Source organism: Deltaproteobacteria bacterium, from assembly GCA_016874755.1.
Classification (GTDB): domain Bacteria; phylum Desulfobacterota; class Binatia; order UBA9968; family UBA9968; genus DP-20.
Genome location: VGTH01000002.1, coordinates 14,782 through 33,113 on the forward strand (window position 1 = coordinate 14,782; position 18,332 = coordinate 33,113).

Genomic DNA, 18,332 nt, shown 5'->3' on the forward strand with positions numbered 1-18,332 from the left:
CCTTTGCGTCCTTTGCGCCTTTGCGCGAGGCATTCCGATTCTTTACACAACGTTCGAGCGTTTCAGAAAGTCGTCCCACAGCTTGGCCATGTCGCTGGCTTTGGCGTCCCACTCTTCGCGCGGGCTGAGCGGCTCGTCGTAGTGTTTGGGAAATAGGATGTGTACTTCGCTTTTCGGGATCAATTTACCGAGCGTTTCACCGGTCAGACGGCCGTGGGTGAGATCGTTTCCCGGAATAATGCACGCCGGCACTTTGATGGACTTAAGCTCCGCTTCGGTGGCGCCGATCACCGGCAGATCGATGCCTTTGAGAAAATAATCTTTCCAGTGCGACATCACTTGAATGAAGCGCGCTGGCTCCATTTTCATAAGTACATCGCGATTCTGCGGCCGCGCGGCGATGCGCTCTTTCCAGTGCTCCATCTCGCATACCGCGGCCATGCCGCCTTTTTGCGCTGCTGCGATGAATTGACCGTAATATTCCTCGGCAAGCCGCTCACAGGCGAAGCGGCCGCCGGTGACGCGCCAGAGCAAGAGCGCGCGCACCGATTCCGGATGGCGCAACGCGAACAACAGCGCCGTGCGGCAGCCCGAGGAGCTGCCGCCAACGATCGCCGGCAAGGCGCCCTGCTGCTTCATCAACTCGTGGACGTCGTCGGCCCAGATTTCATATTCCGACTCGGTGCCATCGATGCGCACTTCCGACGCCCCGGTGTTACGCCGGTCGAAGATCACGACTCGATAACCCTGGTCGGCCATTTTCTGCGCTTGGTATTCGATGCCGCTGATATCGCGCCTGCCGCCGGGGGACAAGGCGACCCAGGGACCGCTGGTGCCGACTATTTTGTAGTTCATGTTGACGCCGCGAACTTTAGCAATGGGCATTGGACACCTCCTATATTGGTGCAGTTGCGGTTGTTATGTCGCCGATTCATACGCAGCGTAGCGAACTTTACAAGTTTCGATCAGATGCGCTGCATGCAACGGCTCATTTCGTGATTCGTTCAATGATTTTCTCCAGGGCCGATTTCGCGCGGCGGTTGGCTGGTGATGCGCTGGCCACAGCGACGGTGTCCTGCAGAAATTCGAGCTGGTCAAGTACTGAGCGAAACTCGCGCGGCGATGCGCCTTGCCTGGCTTCGAGATAACCTTCGACGATGTCATCGACCTGGGAAGATAAATTGTTGTCCGCGAGACACCGCAACAGCTTGGCATCGACGGCGGAAACTGCATCCCAGCCATTGGGATTTGACTGGTTTCGTTTGCTTGCCTCGGCCTCCGCTTGCGCAAGTTTTTCGTGCACAGACCGAAGACTGGGTCTGCCCCCTTGAAGCTTGCTTAGAAGAATTTCACCGGCGAGCCAATTGTTGAGAGGATAGACCTCGATTGTCTTGCCTTCCTTCGACTTAAGCTTGTAGGCCCGCTCGTAATGGTCGCGCATTTCGGCGACGCTTTTGGCCTTGGCAGCGCGCGTCGTCGCCAGTCGCGCTTCCCGTTTCGCGGCGCTGCCGAGTAGACTACGGCGCTCGCCGCTGTCTCCGAATAGCTTGATCAGCGCATCGACGCGTGATTTCGCATCCTCTATTGCTTGTTTCGCTTTCGTGTCGTCTAGTTCCCGTGCACTACGGACCAGAAGACTACACAACTGTTCAAACACAGCGATCGGCGCACGAGCCTCTTCGGCACCCAGGCTTTTCTCGTACCACTCGATCGCGGTTTTAAACGCGCTCAACTCGCCGTAGGCTCTGCCCATGCAGGCTTGAACATCGCCTCGATCGATCCAATTCGCAGGAGTCTTGGCACGGATGCCGTCGACCCGTTGCTGGATGTCCGCGACTTGACTCGCGGATGCGGTGGCGGCGTCTTCAGCGATGTTTTCCAACTCGACGAGCACTTCGCTGACCGAGGCGTAGCTGCTGTCGCTCTGTCCAGCGCCAGTGCGACCGTCAGTGCTCGCCAGGCTGAAGGACGGATCGCCGTAGCATTGATAGGCGCCCCAGGTGTTGACGTCGCGGTAGGCGTCAAAGATTTCACGGCGCGCCTTGTGCACGGCGGCGCCGAAGGCGGTCCCCGATAGAAATACGCTGTAAAAGATCTCGGCGAATTTTTGCGCCGCCTCATCATCCACCGCCCAGCCGGCCGCAACGACGGCGCGCACGCCCATGCGAATCAGCTCGGTGGCAAGGTTGGCCGCGAGGCCGGGAAAGTTGATATCCGCGGGCTTGCTTTCGGTCTTGCCAAGATGACAGCAGTTAACAAACACCAGCTCGGGAACAACCCGCATCTGACGAATCACCGCGGCCGTGAGAAATTCGTTCGTGCCGATCACCATGCCGCTGATTTTTTCGGACTTTTTGCATGGATCTTGTTCTTTTTCAGCGTCCATGACGAATTCGTAAACGCCGTGGCCGGCAAGATGAACAATGCGGTAATCGTCGGCGTAGAGCTTTTTGAGTATCTCTTCGGCGAGCTCTTTAGGCTTGTCATCGTCGGCCGTGACGGCGTCCAGGGCGCGAATGACCTCGGCAACCTCGTAGCCTACTTTTTTCAGTTGCGCAGCAACACTCATGGCTTCGTCAACCGCGCCGGGCAAAGCGACAAAGGCGCTCGGCGGATCGCCCACCACCAAGGCTTTCTGGCCCTGCGCTGTCAACACGCGCTCGCGAAACTGGCTTGATTGCAATTGACGCAGCATGCCGGCTTGCACCGACAAAGGCTTGGGCGCCTCCAGCGCGCCATTGCGATTGTTGGGATGGCGCTCCTGCATAAGTTCCCAGGGATAGCGCGCTGCCGCGTCGTTTAGAATGAGCACCATGTTTTGCTGTTCGGGAGCGCGTTGTTTTAATTCGTTTGGCACCAACATTTCGAACAGCGTCACCGCCACCGCCGGATCGGTGCTCGTATGACTAACCGCCTCTTCAATAAAACCGTCGACAATTTTTCGCTGCGTAGGTTGCAGGTAAGCCTGGGTGCGCGCTCGGTCGGTCAGCAGGTGATAAGCCAGGCGGCATTGGTCATCTTCGACGATCTGCAGCCGCTGCCACCAGCCGGGGTCTTCGCCAAAGCTGACGCGGCGGCGTCTCCCGCTGCGCGGAATGACCACCAGGTTACGGTCGATTTCGAAGCGGCGCGCCAGATCGGTATCGTTGCTCATGCGCCGTAGCGCGCGCACCGCCTGGATCGCCCGGTCCTCGTAAAGCTCGATGATCTCCAGCTCGTCAATGTAGAGGGAATTTCTTTCTTGATTCGCCGTCAGCGCTTCGTTGGCGTTGGCGACGCCGCGCAGGATCGCCGCCACCGCGTCATCGATCGAAACTCCGCCAGCGCCGGTGCCGATCAGGAGCGCGCTCAATTTGAGATTGTTTTGCCGCAGTTGCTGCTTGTCCTCCGCCACCGCCACCGCGTAGGCGCGCGCGCCGCGCGACACCGCCCGCCCCAGGCCGCCGGGAGAAAGTTTGCCGACCTGCCCGAGTCCGATAATGACGGCGCCCCTTGGCCGGGCCGCCGGATTTAACAGCACGATTTCGCTGTCCACGGGTCCAGCGTAGAGCCCTAGGCGCAGGCGCTCGCGCAAGCGCCCGTCGAGTGAACGATCGAGATGCGCCTCGGCGCTGACGATGGTATCGCCTTCGTAGTGCCCGACCATGACCGGATGGCGGGCAAAGCCCAAGTTGCTGTGGACGACGGTCACTTGCGCTCTCGGCAACTCTTTGCCGCAAACCTTGCGCTGCTTGCCCAGCGCGCTGCGAATCAGGGTCTCGCCATCGGGATGCATTGGCGATCTCTCTTCGCGCAGCTCGAAGCTCGCCGGCACGCCACGGCTGGTCGGCGCACTCATGGGCAGCTTATCGGTCTGACCGGATTCGATCAGATCCTTTAATGCTTGAAACGCTGGCTCATGGTCGCACAAGTCGCCGTGCGCCGCCTCCATGTACCAGGTCTTCACTTCAGGCAGCCGTCCCGTCGACCACGGTACCCGGCCGTCGCCGTCGGGCGTCGCTTCGACTGAAATGTGTTTCTGGCCCGCTACATCGCTGACGATCTTCATCGCCATCGGCGTCGCTTGCGCATGGCCGGCAACGTAGAGCATGCGCTCCGGCACGACAGTTTCTTTGTTGTCGAGGAGATTGCGCAGGACGCGGCCCGCGTCCAGAACCTCTTTTACCGGCGGCGTCCATTTACGGCTCTTCTCGTCCGCCGCGCGCAGATCATTCCAAGTTCCGGACGCGAAAAAATCCATGCTGGTTTCGCCCGCCGGCATCATCTGCGCGAGCCCGGGATAGAAGCGCAGCACGTCGAGCAAATCGGTTTGATCATTGCTTAGATCGAGCATGGCAAGCTGCTTGACCATCGATTCGCGGGCAGTGAATACGAGCGGCACGATAAACGAGCCGCCATTGGGCGTGCCGAGCATGATCAAGCGCGCGTCTTTGTGTTTGCACATGCGCTCCCACGTCTCGCGATGCTGCGCGATCATCGTGCGGGCGAGCAGCCCACCCATGGAATGGGCGACGATCGTGACGGGATGATTGCGCTCTTCAGTTTCGTCGAGCTTCTTTTTGAGGGCGTCGGCCAAACGCGCGGCTTCCTCCAGAAGCGAGATGCGCCAATCATACGGGAACGGCACAACCTCATGACTGTGGCTGAGAAACTTGATGAAATCGCCGTAGGCGAGCCCCACCGGCGCTTCGGCGATGACACCTTTGGCATCGATCTTCAGCCGCGAGAGCCCGCCCAACGCGAGGTCAACCGGATCGATCCAAATGCGATCTTTACCGACGGCAAGATGGCTGCCCATGATACCCGGCAGGAGAAAAACCACCGGCCTGGGTTGCCCGTCGTCGCGCTTGTAGACCGGCAGCGCGGTGTCCGGATCGTGCACGCGAAAGTCGTTGAAGCCGTCGTCGGCCTTGTCTTTGCGCGCGATGGCGCGCAGCAATTTCGTGGCGCTGTCCTGGTTGGCGAAGTAGCGGAAGTGCGACACCTGGGAACCCTGGTGCAAAGAAAATTTTGCCGCGCCCTCGGCGCGCTCCGCGCCGCCGAACATGGCCGGCGTGTCGACCACCAAGTCGTGATCGCCCAAATAAAGCGGGTCGGTAACCAACGCGCCCAGAGTCGACGCAAGATTTTCACCCTCGATGTCCCCGGCGATCACGCGCAGCTCGCCGGCGACGCTGGCATCCGGCCGGTTCAGCAAACGAATCAATGGCGAGTTGGGAATCATCGCTTCGAGGCCCGGCAGCACATCGGGCTCGGCGCGCTCCTTGGCGATCGCCATGATCAATTCGCTAAAAACATCGATGGCGGTCTGCAGCACTGGAATTTTTTCAATCAGATTGAAGACGACCGACAGATAGAGGTCGAGTCTTTCGGAGGCGAGCGTCGTGCCGCGCGCCGGGCAGGCGACGCGCACGAAGCGCTCGACCCGCGGCGCCTGTGACTTGAGCAGCTTGTTAAGTTTATCGAGATCGCCGCGCTCGCCCTCCGGGTCGTTTTTATTGAAAAATTGCAAATCGGTTTTATCGAAGGGCTCGCGCCCGCCGGCGATGCTGGCGCGGCACAGCAGCTCTCCGACCAAGCCGCCGCGCGAATGTGAGATTATATGGAGCTGGGCGTTCTTCGGTAATTTGCCGAGCAACTCGATCGCATTGTCGATGGGGCTTTTCGACATTGTCTGATGCTCGAAGGCGAACACATTGCCACCGTAGCGTTCGAACAAGCCCGCCCGGATGTCACCGCTGTCCCAGAGCTTGCCAAAACTTCCTGCCGTCGATGAGGCCGCACCATGCAAGAACAATAAAATCGGCCGATCGTGCGGGATTGCGCCTGCCGATATGAGATCGAACTGGTCTTTCGTGTCGCAGCGAAACAACTCGCCGGGTTTTTTGAGCTGGTGTTTTTCGACGAGGGCGGCAATTTTTCCCGCGGCGAGCTTGGGCACGTCGATGTCGAAGAATCGCAAGGCTTTGATCGCCAGGCTGCCGATCACGCCACGCGCAGGAGTGCGCAGCGGCAGGCTCGGCGGGATGACCAACGCCCCATCAGCGCCCCTGTGCGTGGTGTCGGGCAGCACCTCTTCGCACAAGCGCCCGCGGGTGGTCCAGAAACGGGAGCCATCGGTCAATTCGATCTCGACGACCTCGTCGCGTGCCGTTGAAATCTCAACGCCTTTGGCCTGCTCGCCGCGCTGTGCGCCGATGGCAAAAGAGCGCTGCTGCTTAATCTTGATAACCTGGGGTTGCAGTGTTGGCTCGCTGATCGGTGTGCCAGGGATGTGCAGCTTTCGCTCTTGCGGTTTTCTCGCTTCAGCCATGCGTGGTGAACTCCTTTTCGCGGGCCTGGGGAAACCTCGACCGCGACCATAACCGATCCTCCGCTGGACACGCAACGGTTTGGGGCCCATCCATTGACATTCGCTGAGCGCGCATGGCATGCACCGCTCATGTCCTCCACTCGCACTTTCTTTGCAGCCATTACTTTGCTGTCCACTTTCACCGCTTGCGGCAATCTCGGTCGTGAAAAATGCAAGGGCGACCAGCCGGTCGCCCCTACATCGGACAGTTTGGATTTATGATTAGTATTTGTACTTCGCTTCCAGCGCTTTCAATTCGTCATTGCCCAAGTTGGCGTACCACTTGCGCGTGTCTTCGATGCCGGGCGTGCTTTTGAAATAGCCCGCCTCCGTGCCCTTGTCGCGCAGCTCTTCAAGCGCCATGCGCATTCCGTGCAGCGCTGCCACCTGCAGCACCGTGGGGATGCAGCCGATGCGGCCGCCCAACTCGCCGTAGCGCGAGATCGGCATGAGGCCGCGCGGCGGCACGCCGCACATCGGCTTGCCGATTTTAGCGAAGGCGCGAATCTCTTCTTCCGTGCGCGCGCTGACCCAGACAGCGTCGGCGCCAGCTTCGCAGCAGAGCGCAACGCGCTCAACCCGCTCCTGCAGGGAGTCTTTTGCTTCCGAGCGCGCGATGATGACTAAGTTTTTATCCTGGCGCGTGTCGCAGGCGGCCTTGATCTTGGCAACGAATTCTTCACGCGAGATCAAGCTAACATCGAACCCTTCATGGCCGGCGCGCTTCGGCGTCAACTGGTCTTCGATGTGCACCGCCGCAACGCCAGCTTTTTCCATTTCACGCATGGTGCGCACGGTGTTGACCGGATTGCCGTAGCCGGTTTCGGCGTCGCTCACGACGGGAATATCGACCGCGTCGCAAATCTCGCGCGCCTTGTTGACCATTTCGGTAAGCGTCAGCATGCCGGCGTCGGCGAAGCCGAGCGAGCGATGCTGCCCGCTGCCGGAGATATGCACGAGGGGAAACTTCAGCCACTCGACGAGACGGGCTTGAATGCCATCGCTGCAACTCGGCGCGATATGACAGACTTGTTGTTGCACCATCTGTTTTAGTTTTGCTCTTTTTTCTGCTGCCGTTGCCATTTTATTTTGTCCTTTCTGTGACTCGTTCAATTCTATTATAGAGATTTCTCTCCACCTATCTGGTGTTTCCTCCCCCGCCTGAGACTGTGTCGTAATGCGCAAAATTCCCGGGTTTGTCATCCTGAGCGCAAGCGAAGGATCTGCTTTTTCGCGCATTTGCATGCAGCAGATTCTTCGCCTTCGGCTCAAAATGACAATTGCGAAACAGTCTCCCTTCGGGGAGCACCAAGGTGGGGGCCAAATCTCCGCTACCTTGCGGCCCCCATCCTAACCCCGAGGCGGGGGAAGGAATAAGATTCGCGGTGCGGAAATCAAGCGCGCTGCACGCCAGCCTTGGCGAACTCATCTCTCCGCCCCACCGTCGCTTTTAACAGCTCCGGCGGGATCAGTTTAGCGCCGCCCAACACTTCGGCGAAAATCGCCATCTGCGCCGCCTCTTCGACGATTAGATTGGCCCGCGCTGCCGCCGTCGGGTTGGCGCCAAAAGCGAGCACGCCATGGTTCTCCAATAACACACACTTAGTGTTTTTCGTCGACCGGAGTGCATCGGCGATATAGTTGACCGACTCTTTGGAGCCGCGCGGACCATACTTCGCAAGCGGCACGCCGCCGGTCATTTCGTTGCGCACCAGCGCTTCGGAGGAGCAACCGAGCGCCTTGCTCGCCAAGGCGAAGCTGGTCGCATAGGTCGAATGCGTGTGCACCACCGCGCCGGTTTCGGGCCGTTCTTTGTAGACGATCGCGTGCATGTGCACGATCTCCGCGTTGGTCGGGTTGATCTCGCCTTCGACCAGTTTGCCGTCGAGGTCGAGCAGCGCGAGATTTTCCGGCTTCAAACTGTCGAAGGAGCTCGACGCGGTCAGCAAAATCGTGTCGGTATTGGGCACGCGCACACTAAAGTTGCCGTGATGGCTCATGGAAAACGCGCCCATGCGCACGAGAAAGTTGGCGTTGTCGATCACCGCTTGGCGTAGCTCGGCGTGTTTGAGTGCCATAAGACCTCCAAATTTTTTCACCACAGAGGCACAGGAGGCCACAGAGATGGGAAAAGAAAGTTTCTCTGTGTTCTCCGTGTCTCTGTCGTGAGTAATCCTAACCCATAACTTCTGTCAAGCTGCGTAGGATGGGTTGAGCGAGAGCGATACCTATCATCTCCCCCCTCGGTGGGTATCGGCTATCGCCTCAACCTACCCTACAAAGCCGTCAAGCGCGGGGTCCGTTTGCGCTTTCCGTTTTCCGCGTTTCATAATTTTGTTCCGCCCGGCTGCTGAAATACTCCCACGCTCTATCCGAAACCTCCGTGCCCGAAACCTTCTTTGAGCTGTTCGAGATCCATGCAAGACCCCTAAACCGTGCAACCGTTTCATCTCCATACGCCAGCCCCAGGGTTTCTTCAACGGAAATTAGGCTGGACATTTCCTTTCACCAAAGATAATGAGAGGCGACGATGAAGATCGCCGCGATAACACTGCTTTGCTGGTTGGCGCTTGCGGAAACCGTCCGCGCCCAACCGGTGGTTTTTGGCTACTCGTCTATCACATCGGTGTTCTTGCCACTGTGGATTGGCAAAGAAGCCGGCCTGTATAAAAAAGACGGCATCGATGTCCAGCTCGTCTACATCCCAACGTCGTCGACCATGGGCCAAGCCATGTTTGCGCGCGAAGTGCACATCTCCACGGTGAACAGCACCACCGTTGTCCAAAGCGGGCTCCAAGGCGGCGACTTGGTTTTGATGGGCGCGCTCATCAACACCACGGCGTTCTACATCATGGCGCGCCCGGAAGTTGCCACGGTGCAGGACCTGAAGGGCAAACGCGTTGGCGTCACGCGGCTCGGCTCGTCGTCGGACTTCGCCATGCGCGAGTACTTGCAGAAAAATAAATTGCAGCCGGGCCGCGACGTTAACATTTTGCAGATCGGCGGCATGCCGGAGCTCGCTGCCGCGTTGAACAGCAACGCCATCAGCGCCGCGCCGATCTCTTCGCCGATGTCCTACGTCGCCGAGCAAAGGGGCAACAAAATTCTCGCCAACCTGGCCAATGAGGGCATCTATTTTGTCATCGCCGGCATCTCAACCTCGCGCCGCTTCATGCGCGAGCGGCGCGCCGATGCTAAAGCGTTTCTGCGCGGCTACGGCCGCTCGGTTCATTACATGTATCAGCACAAAGAAGAATCGAAAAAAATCCTGCGCAAGTACGTCAAAATCGACGACCCCGGCGCCCTCGAAGGTAGCGTGCAATACGCCTACGATTTCACCGAAAAAATCCCGCTGGTAAAACGCGAAGGCGTGCAGGTCGTGCTCGATCAAGAAGCGCCGAAAAATCCGCAAGCGAAGTCATCCAGCGCCGAGCAGTTCTACGACAACAGTTTAGTGCAGGAGCTGATCAACGAGGGTTTTTACCGATCGCTTTGGGGCCGCTAGGGTTCTGTAGCAGCATGAACGGACTTTACTCAGCGATTTCAATCTTCGATCCGTTCGCCCTGACCTCAGTCGAAGGGCTCCGAAGAATTTTTCAGCAACCTACTAGTGAGCAAATGACAGTCCTCTGAGCGCGAAACTGATGTCGAGCTTCCCCAAGATCCCATGAACATCCGCCAGCTCCGCCTCGTCACCGGCGTCATCCTGTTTACCTACCTAACGACTCATTTGTTGAATCATACGCTCGGCTTGATCTCGCTCGACGCCATGGAGGCCGGGCGCGTGTGGTTTTTGGCGCTGTGGCGCAACTGGCTCGGCACTACTGCGCTTTACGGCGCGTTGCTAACGCATCTGGGCCTGGCGTTTTACGCACTCTATCAGCGCCAACATTTGCGCATGCCTTTGACCGAAGCGCTTCAGCTTGCCCTCGGTTTGACCATTCCGATTTTGCTCATCATCCACGTCGTTTTCACGCGACTGGCGCACGAATGGTATGCCGTCAATGATTCCTACGCATCCATCGTCCTGACGCTCTGGCACGCCGACCCTTGGGCCGGTCTGCTCCAGGAGAGCGTGTTGATTATCGCCTGGCTGCACGGCTGCATCGGTCTGCACTATTGGCTGCGGCTGCACCGATGGTATGGCAGATACAAGACCGGTTTTTTGATCGGTGCCCTGCTGCTGCCACTGCTGGCGCTGCTGGGCTTTGCCGATGCGGGCAAGCAAGTCTCCGATTTCATCGCGCGCGACCCCGAGTGGATCGACAAGACCTTGCAAGCCGCCAACGCGCCGCGCGGCGCGGCACGCGCTTCGCTGATCGCCACGCGCGAGTGGCTGCTGCAGGGGTTCGTTGCGCTCCTCGTGCTGGTTCTTGCCGCTAGACTGGTGCGCCAACTCTATCAACGCCGCCACCGCATCAAGATCAGCTACCCCAGCGGCGTTGAAGTCGCCGTGCCGCGCGGTCTCACCGTGCTCGAAGCCAGCCGCCTTTGGAACATACCGCATACTTCCATTTGCGGCGGCCGCGGCCGCTGCTCGACCTGCCGCGTGCGCGTCATGGCCGGCGCCGATTTGTTGCCGCCGGCCAAACCCGCCGAGCAGCGCGTGCTACAGCGCGTTGGTGCACCGCTCAATGTACGCCTCGCTTGCCAGCTGCGCCCGACCGCCGATCTCGCCGTGGCGCCGCTGATTGCGTCGGCGGATCACGTGGCCAGCCACTTGAACCAGCCTGGCTACGCCGCCGGTGAAGAACGCAACATCGCTGTCTTGTTCGCCGATCTGCGCACGTTTACCGGCCTGGCCGAGCGCAAACTGCCCTACGATCTTGTGTTTATCTTAAATAGCTACTTCAAAGTGGCCGGTGAGGCGGTCACCGGCGCCGGCGGCGTCGTCGACAAATTCATCGGCGACGGCGTGATGGCTCTATTCGGCCTGGAAACCAACTCCGCCGAAGGCTGCCGCCAAGCTCTCGCCGCCGCCAAACAGATGTGTCTCGGCATCGAGACTCTTAACAAAAACCTCTCCGGCGAACTGCACGAGCCGCTGCGCATCGGTATCGGCATTCATCACGGGCCCGCCGTCGTCGGCCGCATGGGCTACGGCGCCACCGTGCATCTGACCGCCATCGGCGACACGGTGAACGTCGCCAGCCGGCTGCAAGATTTGACCAAAGAGTACGCCTGTCAGCTGGTGATCTCCGAGCAGGTCGCCCGCCACGCCGGCGTGGAGGTTGCAAAGCTGCCGCGCCATGAACTAAACGTGAGGAATCACAACGAGGCTACCAGCATCTACGTCGTCGCCGATGTGCCGGCGTGGATGCCTACATCAAAGGAGGGATAGTTTCGTGGTCAAACTCTTATTGACCTTTGCCTGCCAAAACTACGATCACACCCGCGCACTCGCCGATGGCAGCGTTACCCTCGACGGGGTCGAGTTAAAATGTGTGCACATCTCGCCGCCGTCGCAGATCTTTTTACGCATGTTGAACCAAGAGGAATTTGACGTCTCGGAAATGTCGCTGTCGAACTATTTGATTGCCCTCGGCAACGATGACAAACGATTTATCGCTCTGCCAGTTTTTCCGTCGCGTATGTTCCGCCATTCGTATATTTGGATCAACACCCACTCAAGCATCGAAAAACCGGAGGACTTAAAAGGCAAGCGCGTCGGCATCGCCGACTACTCGATGACCGCGCTGCTGTTTGTGCGCGGCCTGTTGCAACATGAGTACGGTGTCGCACCCGAGGATATTCACTGGTTCCGCCGCCGCAAGGAGCACTATGCGATCCGCTACCCGCCCGGCATCAAGATCGACAGCATCGATCCCGAGAATACCCTCGACGACATGCTGGAAGTGGGTTTGCTCGACGCGGTTGCGCTCACCCAACCGCCACGTGGGTTTAGAGAAGGCTCGCCGCAGATCGCCCGCTTGTTTCCCGATGTGCGCGGCACCGAAGCTCTGTACTACCGCAAGACCAAGATATTTCCGATCATGCACACCGTAGTCATCAAGCGCTCGCTCTATGAGCAGAATCCGTGGCTCGCCACGGTCCTCACCCAAGCTTTGCACGCCGCCAAGGAGCAAGCGCTTGAGCGTCTCGAAGAGGGACTCTGCCCCATGCCCTGGCAAGATTTGGACATTGAATATGCCCGCAAAAATTTCGGCCACGACATTTACCCCTATGGCGTGAAGGCGAATTTGCCGACGCTGGAAGCTGCAACGCTTTATTCATATGAGCAGGGCTTGTCGCCGCGCAAGTTTGACGTCGCCGAGCTGTTCGCACCCGAAACGTTGAACCTTTTGGAGAATGAATCGGATTGATGCACAAAACTTCGCGCGGGCTCAGCCACAACCGGATTGGGCAATAGATTTAACCGCAAAAAGCGCAAAAAGAATTCTTCTAATGTACGAGCGCGATTTATCGCGCCCGCAAACGGCGAGTACCGCAGTGATTTCTCGGGAGACCCAATGGCCACCATCAAATTCTTGTGCTGGAACGTCGAGTGGATGAACGACTTGTTTGTCGCCGGCAATGGACCGGCGGCCTATCGTCTCGACAATGAGAAGCCTGCCCATGGCGGCAAAGGCGCGACAATCAAACTACGCCGCGAACATCTCTCCGGAGTCTTGAAAGATCTGGCGCCCGACGTCGTCGTCATGTGCGAAGGGCCGTCGCGCAAAGAAGAGTTGGTGCTCTTCTTTACCACGGACGTGCCCGGCACTTGGAAAATCGAACTCCAGCGCAGCCCCGCCCGATCGCAAAACTTGGCCATCGCGGTGCGCACCGATACGGGAAAATTTGCCGATCCGGCCGTCACCTTCCGCGACACCGTCGATGACAGCCGCTTTAACCCCTTCATGGTCGACACTGACAGCGACGACATCAAAGAACAGCATAAATTCGAGCGCCGTCCCCTGCTCGCCGAGGTTTCTCCGCTGGGCGGCAAGTCGTGCACGATCTTCGGCGTCCATCTCAAGAGCAAAGGCATCTTCGACGCGCTGGAGTGGAGCAAGTGGTGGGACACCGCCGACGCCAATCGCAAGAAAATTCTCGCCCAAGCAACCCAAATCCGCACGAAATTTCTCGATCCATTTTTGACCGAGGCCGCCACCGCCGCCAAACCGTTGATCGTTTGCGGCGACATCAACGACGGGCCGGGGCTCGACGCGAGCGAGCGCCGGCTGTTCGGCAGTGGTGTCGAACGACTCATGGGCACCATCTGGAATCCCCAGGCCTGCTTGGGCAACGCCCTGTTCGACACTTTGAAACCAAAAGCCAAAGAAGAACTGGATTTCTCCGGCATTCACACCACCAGCTTCAGAGATCCGATTTTCGAAGGCGTCTACCAAAAGGAGTGGATCGACCACATTTTATATTCGCGCAACCAAGCCAACCCATGGGTCACCGGCGGCCAAGTGCACATCAAGCTGCCCGACGGCAGCACGATTTACGACAAGTACAAGCACGCTTCGGACCACTTTCCGATCTCGGTCGATGTGACGACGTAACCCATCGCTGCACTCACACTGCCTGTCGCCCTGCTCGACCTCGATAGCCGCAGCCTCCTGCGCCGCAGCGCGCGCCGCTTGACGAATGCATTTCTCTTCGGCATCCATGGCAATTAAACGATTCGGCGCAAAGCGCTCGATCAAAAGTCGAAACGCATTGCCCTGACCGCAGCCCGCGTCAAACACTACCGAATAAGAGCGCCGGCGTTCGGGAATCAGTTTCTCAAAATTTGTCAGGGTCAACGCCTGCACGTGATGCGTCCAGGTTCGGGTGCCGAGAAACCAAAAGCCGATCTGGGTTTCAGGGGAAAAGTCGATGTCGCCGCTCGACGGAGGATCGTCAAATCGAGACAAACTTGCGGAAGTAATTTTTGGACTCTTGCTGACCATTCGTTAGTTCGACTGTCGACGTATTCCCATCCGCTTTGTATACGAGAGCCCCCTTGTCAATTCACTTTCTAAAGTTGGGCCGAAAATTTCGCTCTTGAACGGAGCTTCCGCTTCGGTCTATCTTCGCGGCCATGGGACACGCAACGTTCGGCTTGACCTTGTCTAACCGTGCCATCGTCACCAAGAATACGCCGGTGAAGGAACTGATCGACCAGGCGGTGCGCGCCGAGTGTTCCGGTTTGGTCGACGCGGTCTGGGTGGGCGACAGCATCATCAGCAAGCCGCGCTTGGAATGCGTGCCGCTTTTAGGCGCCATCGCATCCCATACCGAAAAAGTTAGACTCGGCGTCGCCTGCATGGCGACCATCGCGCAGCGCAATCCGGTCTTGTTCGGCTTACAGTGGGCAAGCTTGGACGTATTGTCCGGCGGGCGCACGTGGCTCGCCGCCTGCATGGGCTATCCGGCGAGCCAACATCCCATGGCGGCCAAAGAATTAGACGTCATGGGCGTCGCCAGCAAAGAGCGGCCGCGGCGCATGGAGGAAATGCTCCAAGCGCTGCGCCTGCTCTGGTCGAGCCAGCACGCGACGTTTCATGGCAAATATTATAACTTCGACGACGTCGATCTGTTGCCGAAACCGGTGCAGCAGCCCTGCCCTATCTACATCGCCGGCACGCCGCGCCCGACCGCGATCGGCGACGCCGGCGTAGAAAAGGCGCTGCGGCGCATCGCCCGCTATGCCGACGGTTGGATGACCAACCAGATTGAGCCGGAGCTCCTCAAGTCACACTTGGCGCGCTTAAAGGCGTTGCTCGTCGAAGAAGGCCGCGATCCGAGTAAATTTAAAACCGTGCTCTACTACGGCACGAGTGTGAACCGCGATCGCGACGAGGCGTTTCGTCAAGCCAAAGTTTTCTTGGACGCCTACTATCAAAAAGATTTCACCCGTCCCGGCATCGAGATCTGGACCGCCTGCGGTCCGGTGGAGCACTGCGTAAAATGCATCAAAGAATTTTTAGACCTGGGCGTCGACCACGTCGCCATTCGGCCCATCGGAGATGATTTGGAAAAGCAGTTTCGCATTTATCTCGAAGAGCTGTTGCCGGCGCTTGCGGGATAGAATCCGGAATTTCACGCGCAAAGCATGCCCTGAGCCTAGTCGCAGGGGCGCAAAGGGCGCAAAGATGCTTCGCCCTGACCGCAGATAATTTAGAAAGGGAGTTGAATTACCTTGTATCAAGAACGACTAAACCGCCGCTATTAACCGAAGGCGTCGGTGAAGTCGGCGGCAGCGTCGTCATCGTCAAAGGCGCGCCGCATCCGAACACCGCGCTACTATGGGCGCGCTGGGTCGCCAGCGAAGAAGGTCAGCGTGTCTTCGCCCAGGCTGGAGAAACCCCGGTGCATCCTAAAGTAGAGCCGTCGGAAAAGGTCCGCCCGGCCAACGCCTACATGCTTGGCCAAGAGGACGTCAAAGAGTTTCCTAAGTACGAAAAGATGTGGAAAGAAATTTTTCAGCTCAGGTAGTCAAGGATTGACGGATAAGGCCGACCCATTCGCAGCCAGCCGGGCCAACCCAGGAGGCGAACATGAGAATAACCGTACTCGCGGCGATCTGCTTTCTTTCTTGCGCCGCTCAGGTCATCAACAGCACTGCCGACGCCCAAACACCCTACTATCAGGGTAAGACGATTCGGTTGATTCAGGGCCGCAACCCCGGTGGCTCGGGGGATGTGCGGGCCAAACTGGTCGCACCCTATTTAAAGAAATACATTCCCGGACACCCCACCGTCATCAGCGAGTACATGGACGGCGGCGGGGGGCGCAAAGCGGCCAATTATCTTTACAGCTCGGCGCGGCCGGACGGCCTGACCATCGGCCATGTGAGCAGCGGCATTGTCACCAGCGCCGTGTTGGGCGAAAGCGGTGTCCAATACGACATCGACAAGTTCATCTGGCTGGGCGCCACCGACAGCGCCTTTCACTATGCGCTCTTGGTGCGCAAAGAGTTGGGACTCACGAGCTTGGAAAAACTCCAGGGCCACTCGGGCCTGCGCGTCGGCGCCACTTCCATCGGCCACACGACGTATACGTTTGGCCGCACCTTCGCCTGGCTTTTGGGGCTCAAGGACGTAAAGTTTGTCCTCGGCTATGCCTCAGTCGAGATCGACGCCGCCATTGAGCGCGGCGAGCTCGACGCGCGCAGTAACAATACAGCAGAAGTGTTGCGGCGCTATCCCGATGCCTTCAACACGGCGCCGTTCAACATTCTCGCGATCTTCAAAATTCCGCGCGAAGACAAGGACCCAGCCTTCGACCATCTGCCACAAATAGACAACTTCGCAAAATCTGAAAGGGAGCGCCGGTTGCTAACGTTGATCCGCTCCACACGGCAGGCCGGAACGCCGTTTTTGATTCCGCCGGGCACGCCCAAAGAACAGGTGCAGATTCTCCGTGAAGGAATGACCAAGACCTTTCAAGACGCTGAGTTCCAGAAAAAATATCGCAAGATTACCCGCGATGACTTGAGTCCGATGACGCCCGAGGCGCAGCAAGAAACCATCCGGTCGATTCCCCGGGACCCCGAAACCATTGGGCTGTTCAAGCTCATCAACGGCGAAAAACCATTGCCGTCGCGATGAGACGTAGAGGCGTTTGCTCGCATAGTGTCAGATTAATGAGCGTGCTTATCGTTGAAATGGCTTGTTTGTTTTTCACCACGAAGATCACGAAGGGGCACGAAGTTCGGAAAAGAATTTACTACTTTCTTCTCTTACCTTCGTGTACTTCGTGTCCTTCGTGGTGACATCCCGCGGGAGGATAGCGATGGCGCAGACCGTGCTTTTGATCTTCGCGATTCTAACGGCCGGGGCAGTTTTCCCTGCGCATGGCGCCGAAACGCCCTATTTCCAAGGAAAGAACGTGACCTTCCAGGTTGGTGCCCAGGCGGGCGGCCGGCAGGACCGCATTGGCCGCGCCATGGCCAAGTATTTCACCAAGTATGTGCCGGGCCAGCCGACGTTTTTGATTCAAAACAAAACCGGCGGCCAAGGCATTCCGGCGATGCTCGCGCTTAGCAAAGCTCCCACCGACGGCAGCTTTCTGTCGATGGTGATCTCGTCCTATATGGAAGCGCCCTACTTCGGTGCGCCCGGCGCCACCTACGATCCGCGCAGCTTTGCCTACATCGGCGCGCCCAGCACCGGCAAGCAGAGAAACATCTTGGTCATGCACGGCCGCGCTGGCATCAAGACCCTCGACGACCTCAAAAGCCGCGAAGTCATCCTCGGTGCGCAAGGCGTTGGCAATCGCAGCTACTTATACGGACGGCTGATAGTCGAAGTCCTCGGCCTCAAGGTGCGCTGGGTGTTGGGCTACGACACCCTGCAGCTCCATGTCGCCATGGAGCAAGGTGAGATCCAAGGGCGCGTCAACGACGCCGCGTCGATGTTGACCGAGCGTCCTGAGTGGTTCGACAAGCGGGAAATAGTCCCACTTCTCGCCATGACCGTGCCCGAGGACTTGCCGCCCATCAAACATCCGTTGGTGGCCACCATCCCATCGATCATGCAGTTTGCCAAGAACGACGTGCAGCGCAACATCATTCGCAAGATCAACTCAACCAGCCGCCTCGGTGCCGCCATGGCCTTCCCACCCGGCACGCCAGAAAACATTCGAAAAATCTTCGAAGACGCGCTGCTAAAAATTGCCAAAGACCCGGCGTTCCGCACCGATTGGGAAGACATCGTCCTCGAAGGCCAACCCTTCGAGCGCATGTTTAGCGGCAAGGAAGTTATCGAAGATGTGAAGAGCTACACCGACTGGCGCCCTGAGATGATGAGCATGTACAAGCGGCTCGCGCACGAAGCACCGAAATGAGATGCCAGTGCGGCGTAACCGCGACCAGAGAATAGAATCGCCGGAAAAAACGCAAAACTCGGAGAGCAGGTTTTCACCACGAAGACCACGAAGATCACGAAGGTAAGAAAAACAATTAGAAATCTTCTCCGAACTTCGTGCCCTTCGTGCCCTTCGTGGTGAAAATCCCTCTTCGGGCTCCAGCCACAAATTTGGCATA

At 58.4% G+C, this 18,332-nt stretch carries 12 protein-coding genes; 7 read left to right on the forward strand and 5 right to left on the reverse strand.

Features of this window, described 5'->3' with window-relative positions:
- Window positions 1-42: 42 nt before the first annotated feature.
- From FJ145_01230 to FJ145_01245, 4 genes are all read right to left on the reverse strand, one after another.
- On the reverse strand, window positions 43-885 hold the full coding sequence (locus FJ145_01230; GenBank protein ID MBM4260045.1) for an alpha/beta hydrolase: 843 nt from the start codon (window positions 883-885) through the stop codon (window positions 43-45).
- 103 nt (window positions 886-988) lie between these two features.
- Window positions 989-6,433: a CHAT domain-containing protein gene (locus tag FJ145_01235; GenBank protein ID MBM4260046.1), complete on the reverse strand. Its 5,445-nt coding sequence runs from the start codon at window positions 6,431-6,433 to the stop codon at window positions 989-991.
- Window positions 6,434-6,574: 141 nt separating this feature from the next.
- A complete protein-coding gene (locus FJ145_01240) occupies window positions 6,575-7,597 on the reverse strand; it encodes an isocitrate lyase/PEP mutase family protein (GenBank protein ID MBM4260047.1) in 1,023 nt (340 codons plus the stop codon).
- A gap of 149 nt (window positions 7,598-7,746) precedes the next feature.
- Complete coding sequence (locus FJ145_01245; GenBank protein MBM4260048.1) at window positions 7,747-8,430, reverse strand: class II aldolase/adducin family protein; 684 nt, start codon at window positions 8,428-8,430, stop codon at window positions 7,747-7,749.
- A 452-nt stretch (window positions 8,431-8,882) separates the two neighbouring features.
- Between FJ145_01245 and FJ145_01250 the strand changes: the two genes are divergently transcribed.
- The 3 genes from FJ145_01250 (at window position 8,883) to FJ145_01260 (ending at window position 12,675) form a co-directional block, all read left to right on the forward strand.
- Window positions 8,883-9,857 carry an ABC transporter substrate-binding protein gene (locus FJ145_01250; protein ID MBM4260049.1) on the forward strand — a complete coding sequence of 325 codons (975 nt, stop codon included), beginning with the start codon at window positions 8,883-8,885 and terminating at the stop codon, window positions 9,855-9,857.
- A gap of 162 nt (window positions 9,858-10,019) precedes the next feature.
- Window positions 10,020-11,693 carry an adenylate/guanylate cyclase domain-containing protein gene (locus FJ145_01255; protein MBM4260050.1) on the forward strand — a complete coding sequence of 558 codons (1,674 nt, stop codon included), beginning with the start codon at window positions 10,020-10,022 and terminating at the stop codon, window positions 11,691-11,693.
- Window positions 11,694-11,697: 4 nt separating this feature from the next.
- Window positions 11,698-12,675: an ABC transporter substrate-binding protein gene (locus FJ145_01260; protein MBM4260051.1), complete on the forward strand. Its 978-nt coding sequence runs from the start codon at window positions 11,698-11,700 to the stop codon at window positions 12,673-12,675.
- Window positions 12,676-13,725: 1,050 nt separating this feature from the next.
- Here the strand turns inward: FJ145_01260 and FJ145_01265 are convergent.
- Window positions 13,726-14,253 carry a methyltransferase domain-containing protein gene (locus tag FJ145_01265; protein MBM4260052.1) on the reverse strand — a complete coding sequence of 176 codons (528 nt, stop codon included), beginning with the start codon at window positions 14,251-14,253 and terminating at the stop codon, window positions 13,726-13,728.
- Between the two features lie 131 nt (window positions 14,254-14,384).
- Here FJ145_01265 and FJ145_01270 point away from each other — a divergent pair, with 131 nt between their 5' ends.
- The 4 genes from FJ145_01270 to FJ145_01285 all read left to right on the forward strand — a co-directional run bounded on the left by FJ145_01270 (window position 14,385) and on the right by FJ145_01285 (window position 18,133).
- Complete coding sequence (locus FJ145_01270) at window positions 14,385-15,374, forward strand: LLM class flavin-dependent oxidoreductase (protein MBM4260053.1); 990 nt, start codon at window positions 14,385-14,387, stop codon at window positions 15,372-15,374.
- A gap of 101 nt (window positions 15,375-15,475) precedes the next feature.
- The gene (locus FJ145_01275; GenBank protein ID MBM4260054.1) at window positions 15,476-15,781 is read left to right on the forward strand and encodes a hypothetical protein; all 306 of its coding nucleotides are present in this window, start codon (window positions 15,476-15,478) and stop codon (window positions 15,779-15,781) included.
- A gap of 62 nt (window positions 15,782-15,843) precedes the next feature.
- Window positions 15,844-16,896: a hypothetical protein gene (locus FJ145_01280; protein MBM4260055.1), complete on the forward strand. Its 1,053-nt coding sequence runs from the start codon at window positions 15,844-15,846 to the stop codon at window positions 16,894-16,896.
- Between the two features lie 184 nt (window positions 16,897-17,080).
- Window positions 17,081-18,133, forward strand: coding sequence for a hypothetical protein (locus FJ145_01285; protein MBM4260056.1), 1,053 nt, complete (start codon window positions 17,081-17,083; stop codon window positions 18,131-18,133).
- Window positions 18,134-18,332 lie beyond the last annotated feature (199 nt).

Coding starts and splice junctions, on each gene's coding strand:
- FJ145_01230 (MBM4260045.1), bottom strand. CDS start 885: ATGCCCATTGCTAAAGTTCGCGGCGTCAACATGAACTACAAAATAGTC.
- FJ145_01235 (MBM4260046.1), bottom strand. CDS start 6,433: ATGCCATGCGCGCTCAGCGAATGTCAATGGATGGGCCCCAAACCGTTG.
- FJ145_01240 (MBM4260047.1), bottom strand. CDS start 7,597: ATGCAAATGCGCGAAAAAGCAGATCCTTCGCTTGCGCTCAGGATGACA.
- FJ145_01245 (MBM4260048.1), bottom strand. CDS start 8,430: ATGGCACTCAAACACGCCGAGCTACGCCAAGCGGTGATCGACAACGCC.
- FJ145_01250 (MBM4260049.1), top strand. CDS start 8,883: ATGAAGATCGCCGCGATAACACTGCTTTGCTGGTTGGCGCTTGCGGAA.
- FJ145_01255 (MBM4260050.1), top strand. CDS start 10,020: ATGAACATCCGCCAGCTCCGCCTCGTCACCGGCGTCATCCTGTTTACC.
- FJ145_01265 (MBM4260052.1), bottom strand. CDS start 14,253: ATGGTCAGCAAGAGTCCAAAAATTACTTCCGCAAGTTTGTCTCGATTT.
- FJ145_01270 (MBM4260053.1), top strand. CDS start 14,385: ATGGGACACGCAACGTTCGGCTTGACCTTGTCTAACCGTGCCATCGTC.
- FJ145_01280 (MBM4260055.1), top strand. CDS start 15,844: ATGAGAATAACCGTACTCGCGGCGATCTGCTTTCTTTCTTGCGCCGCT.
- FJ145_01285 (MBM4260056.1), top strand. CDS start 17,081: ATGGCGCAGACCGTGCTTTTGATCTTCGCGATTCTAACGGCCGGGGCA.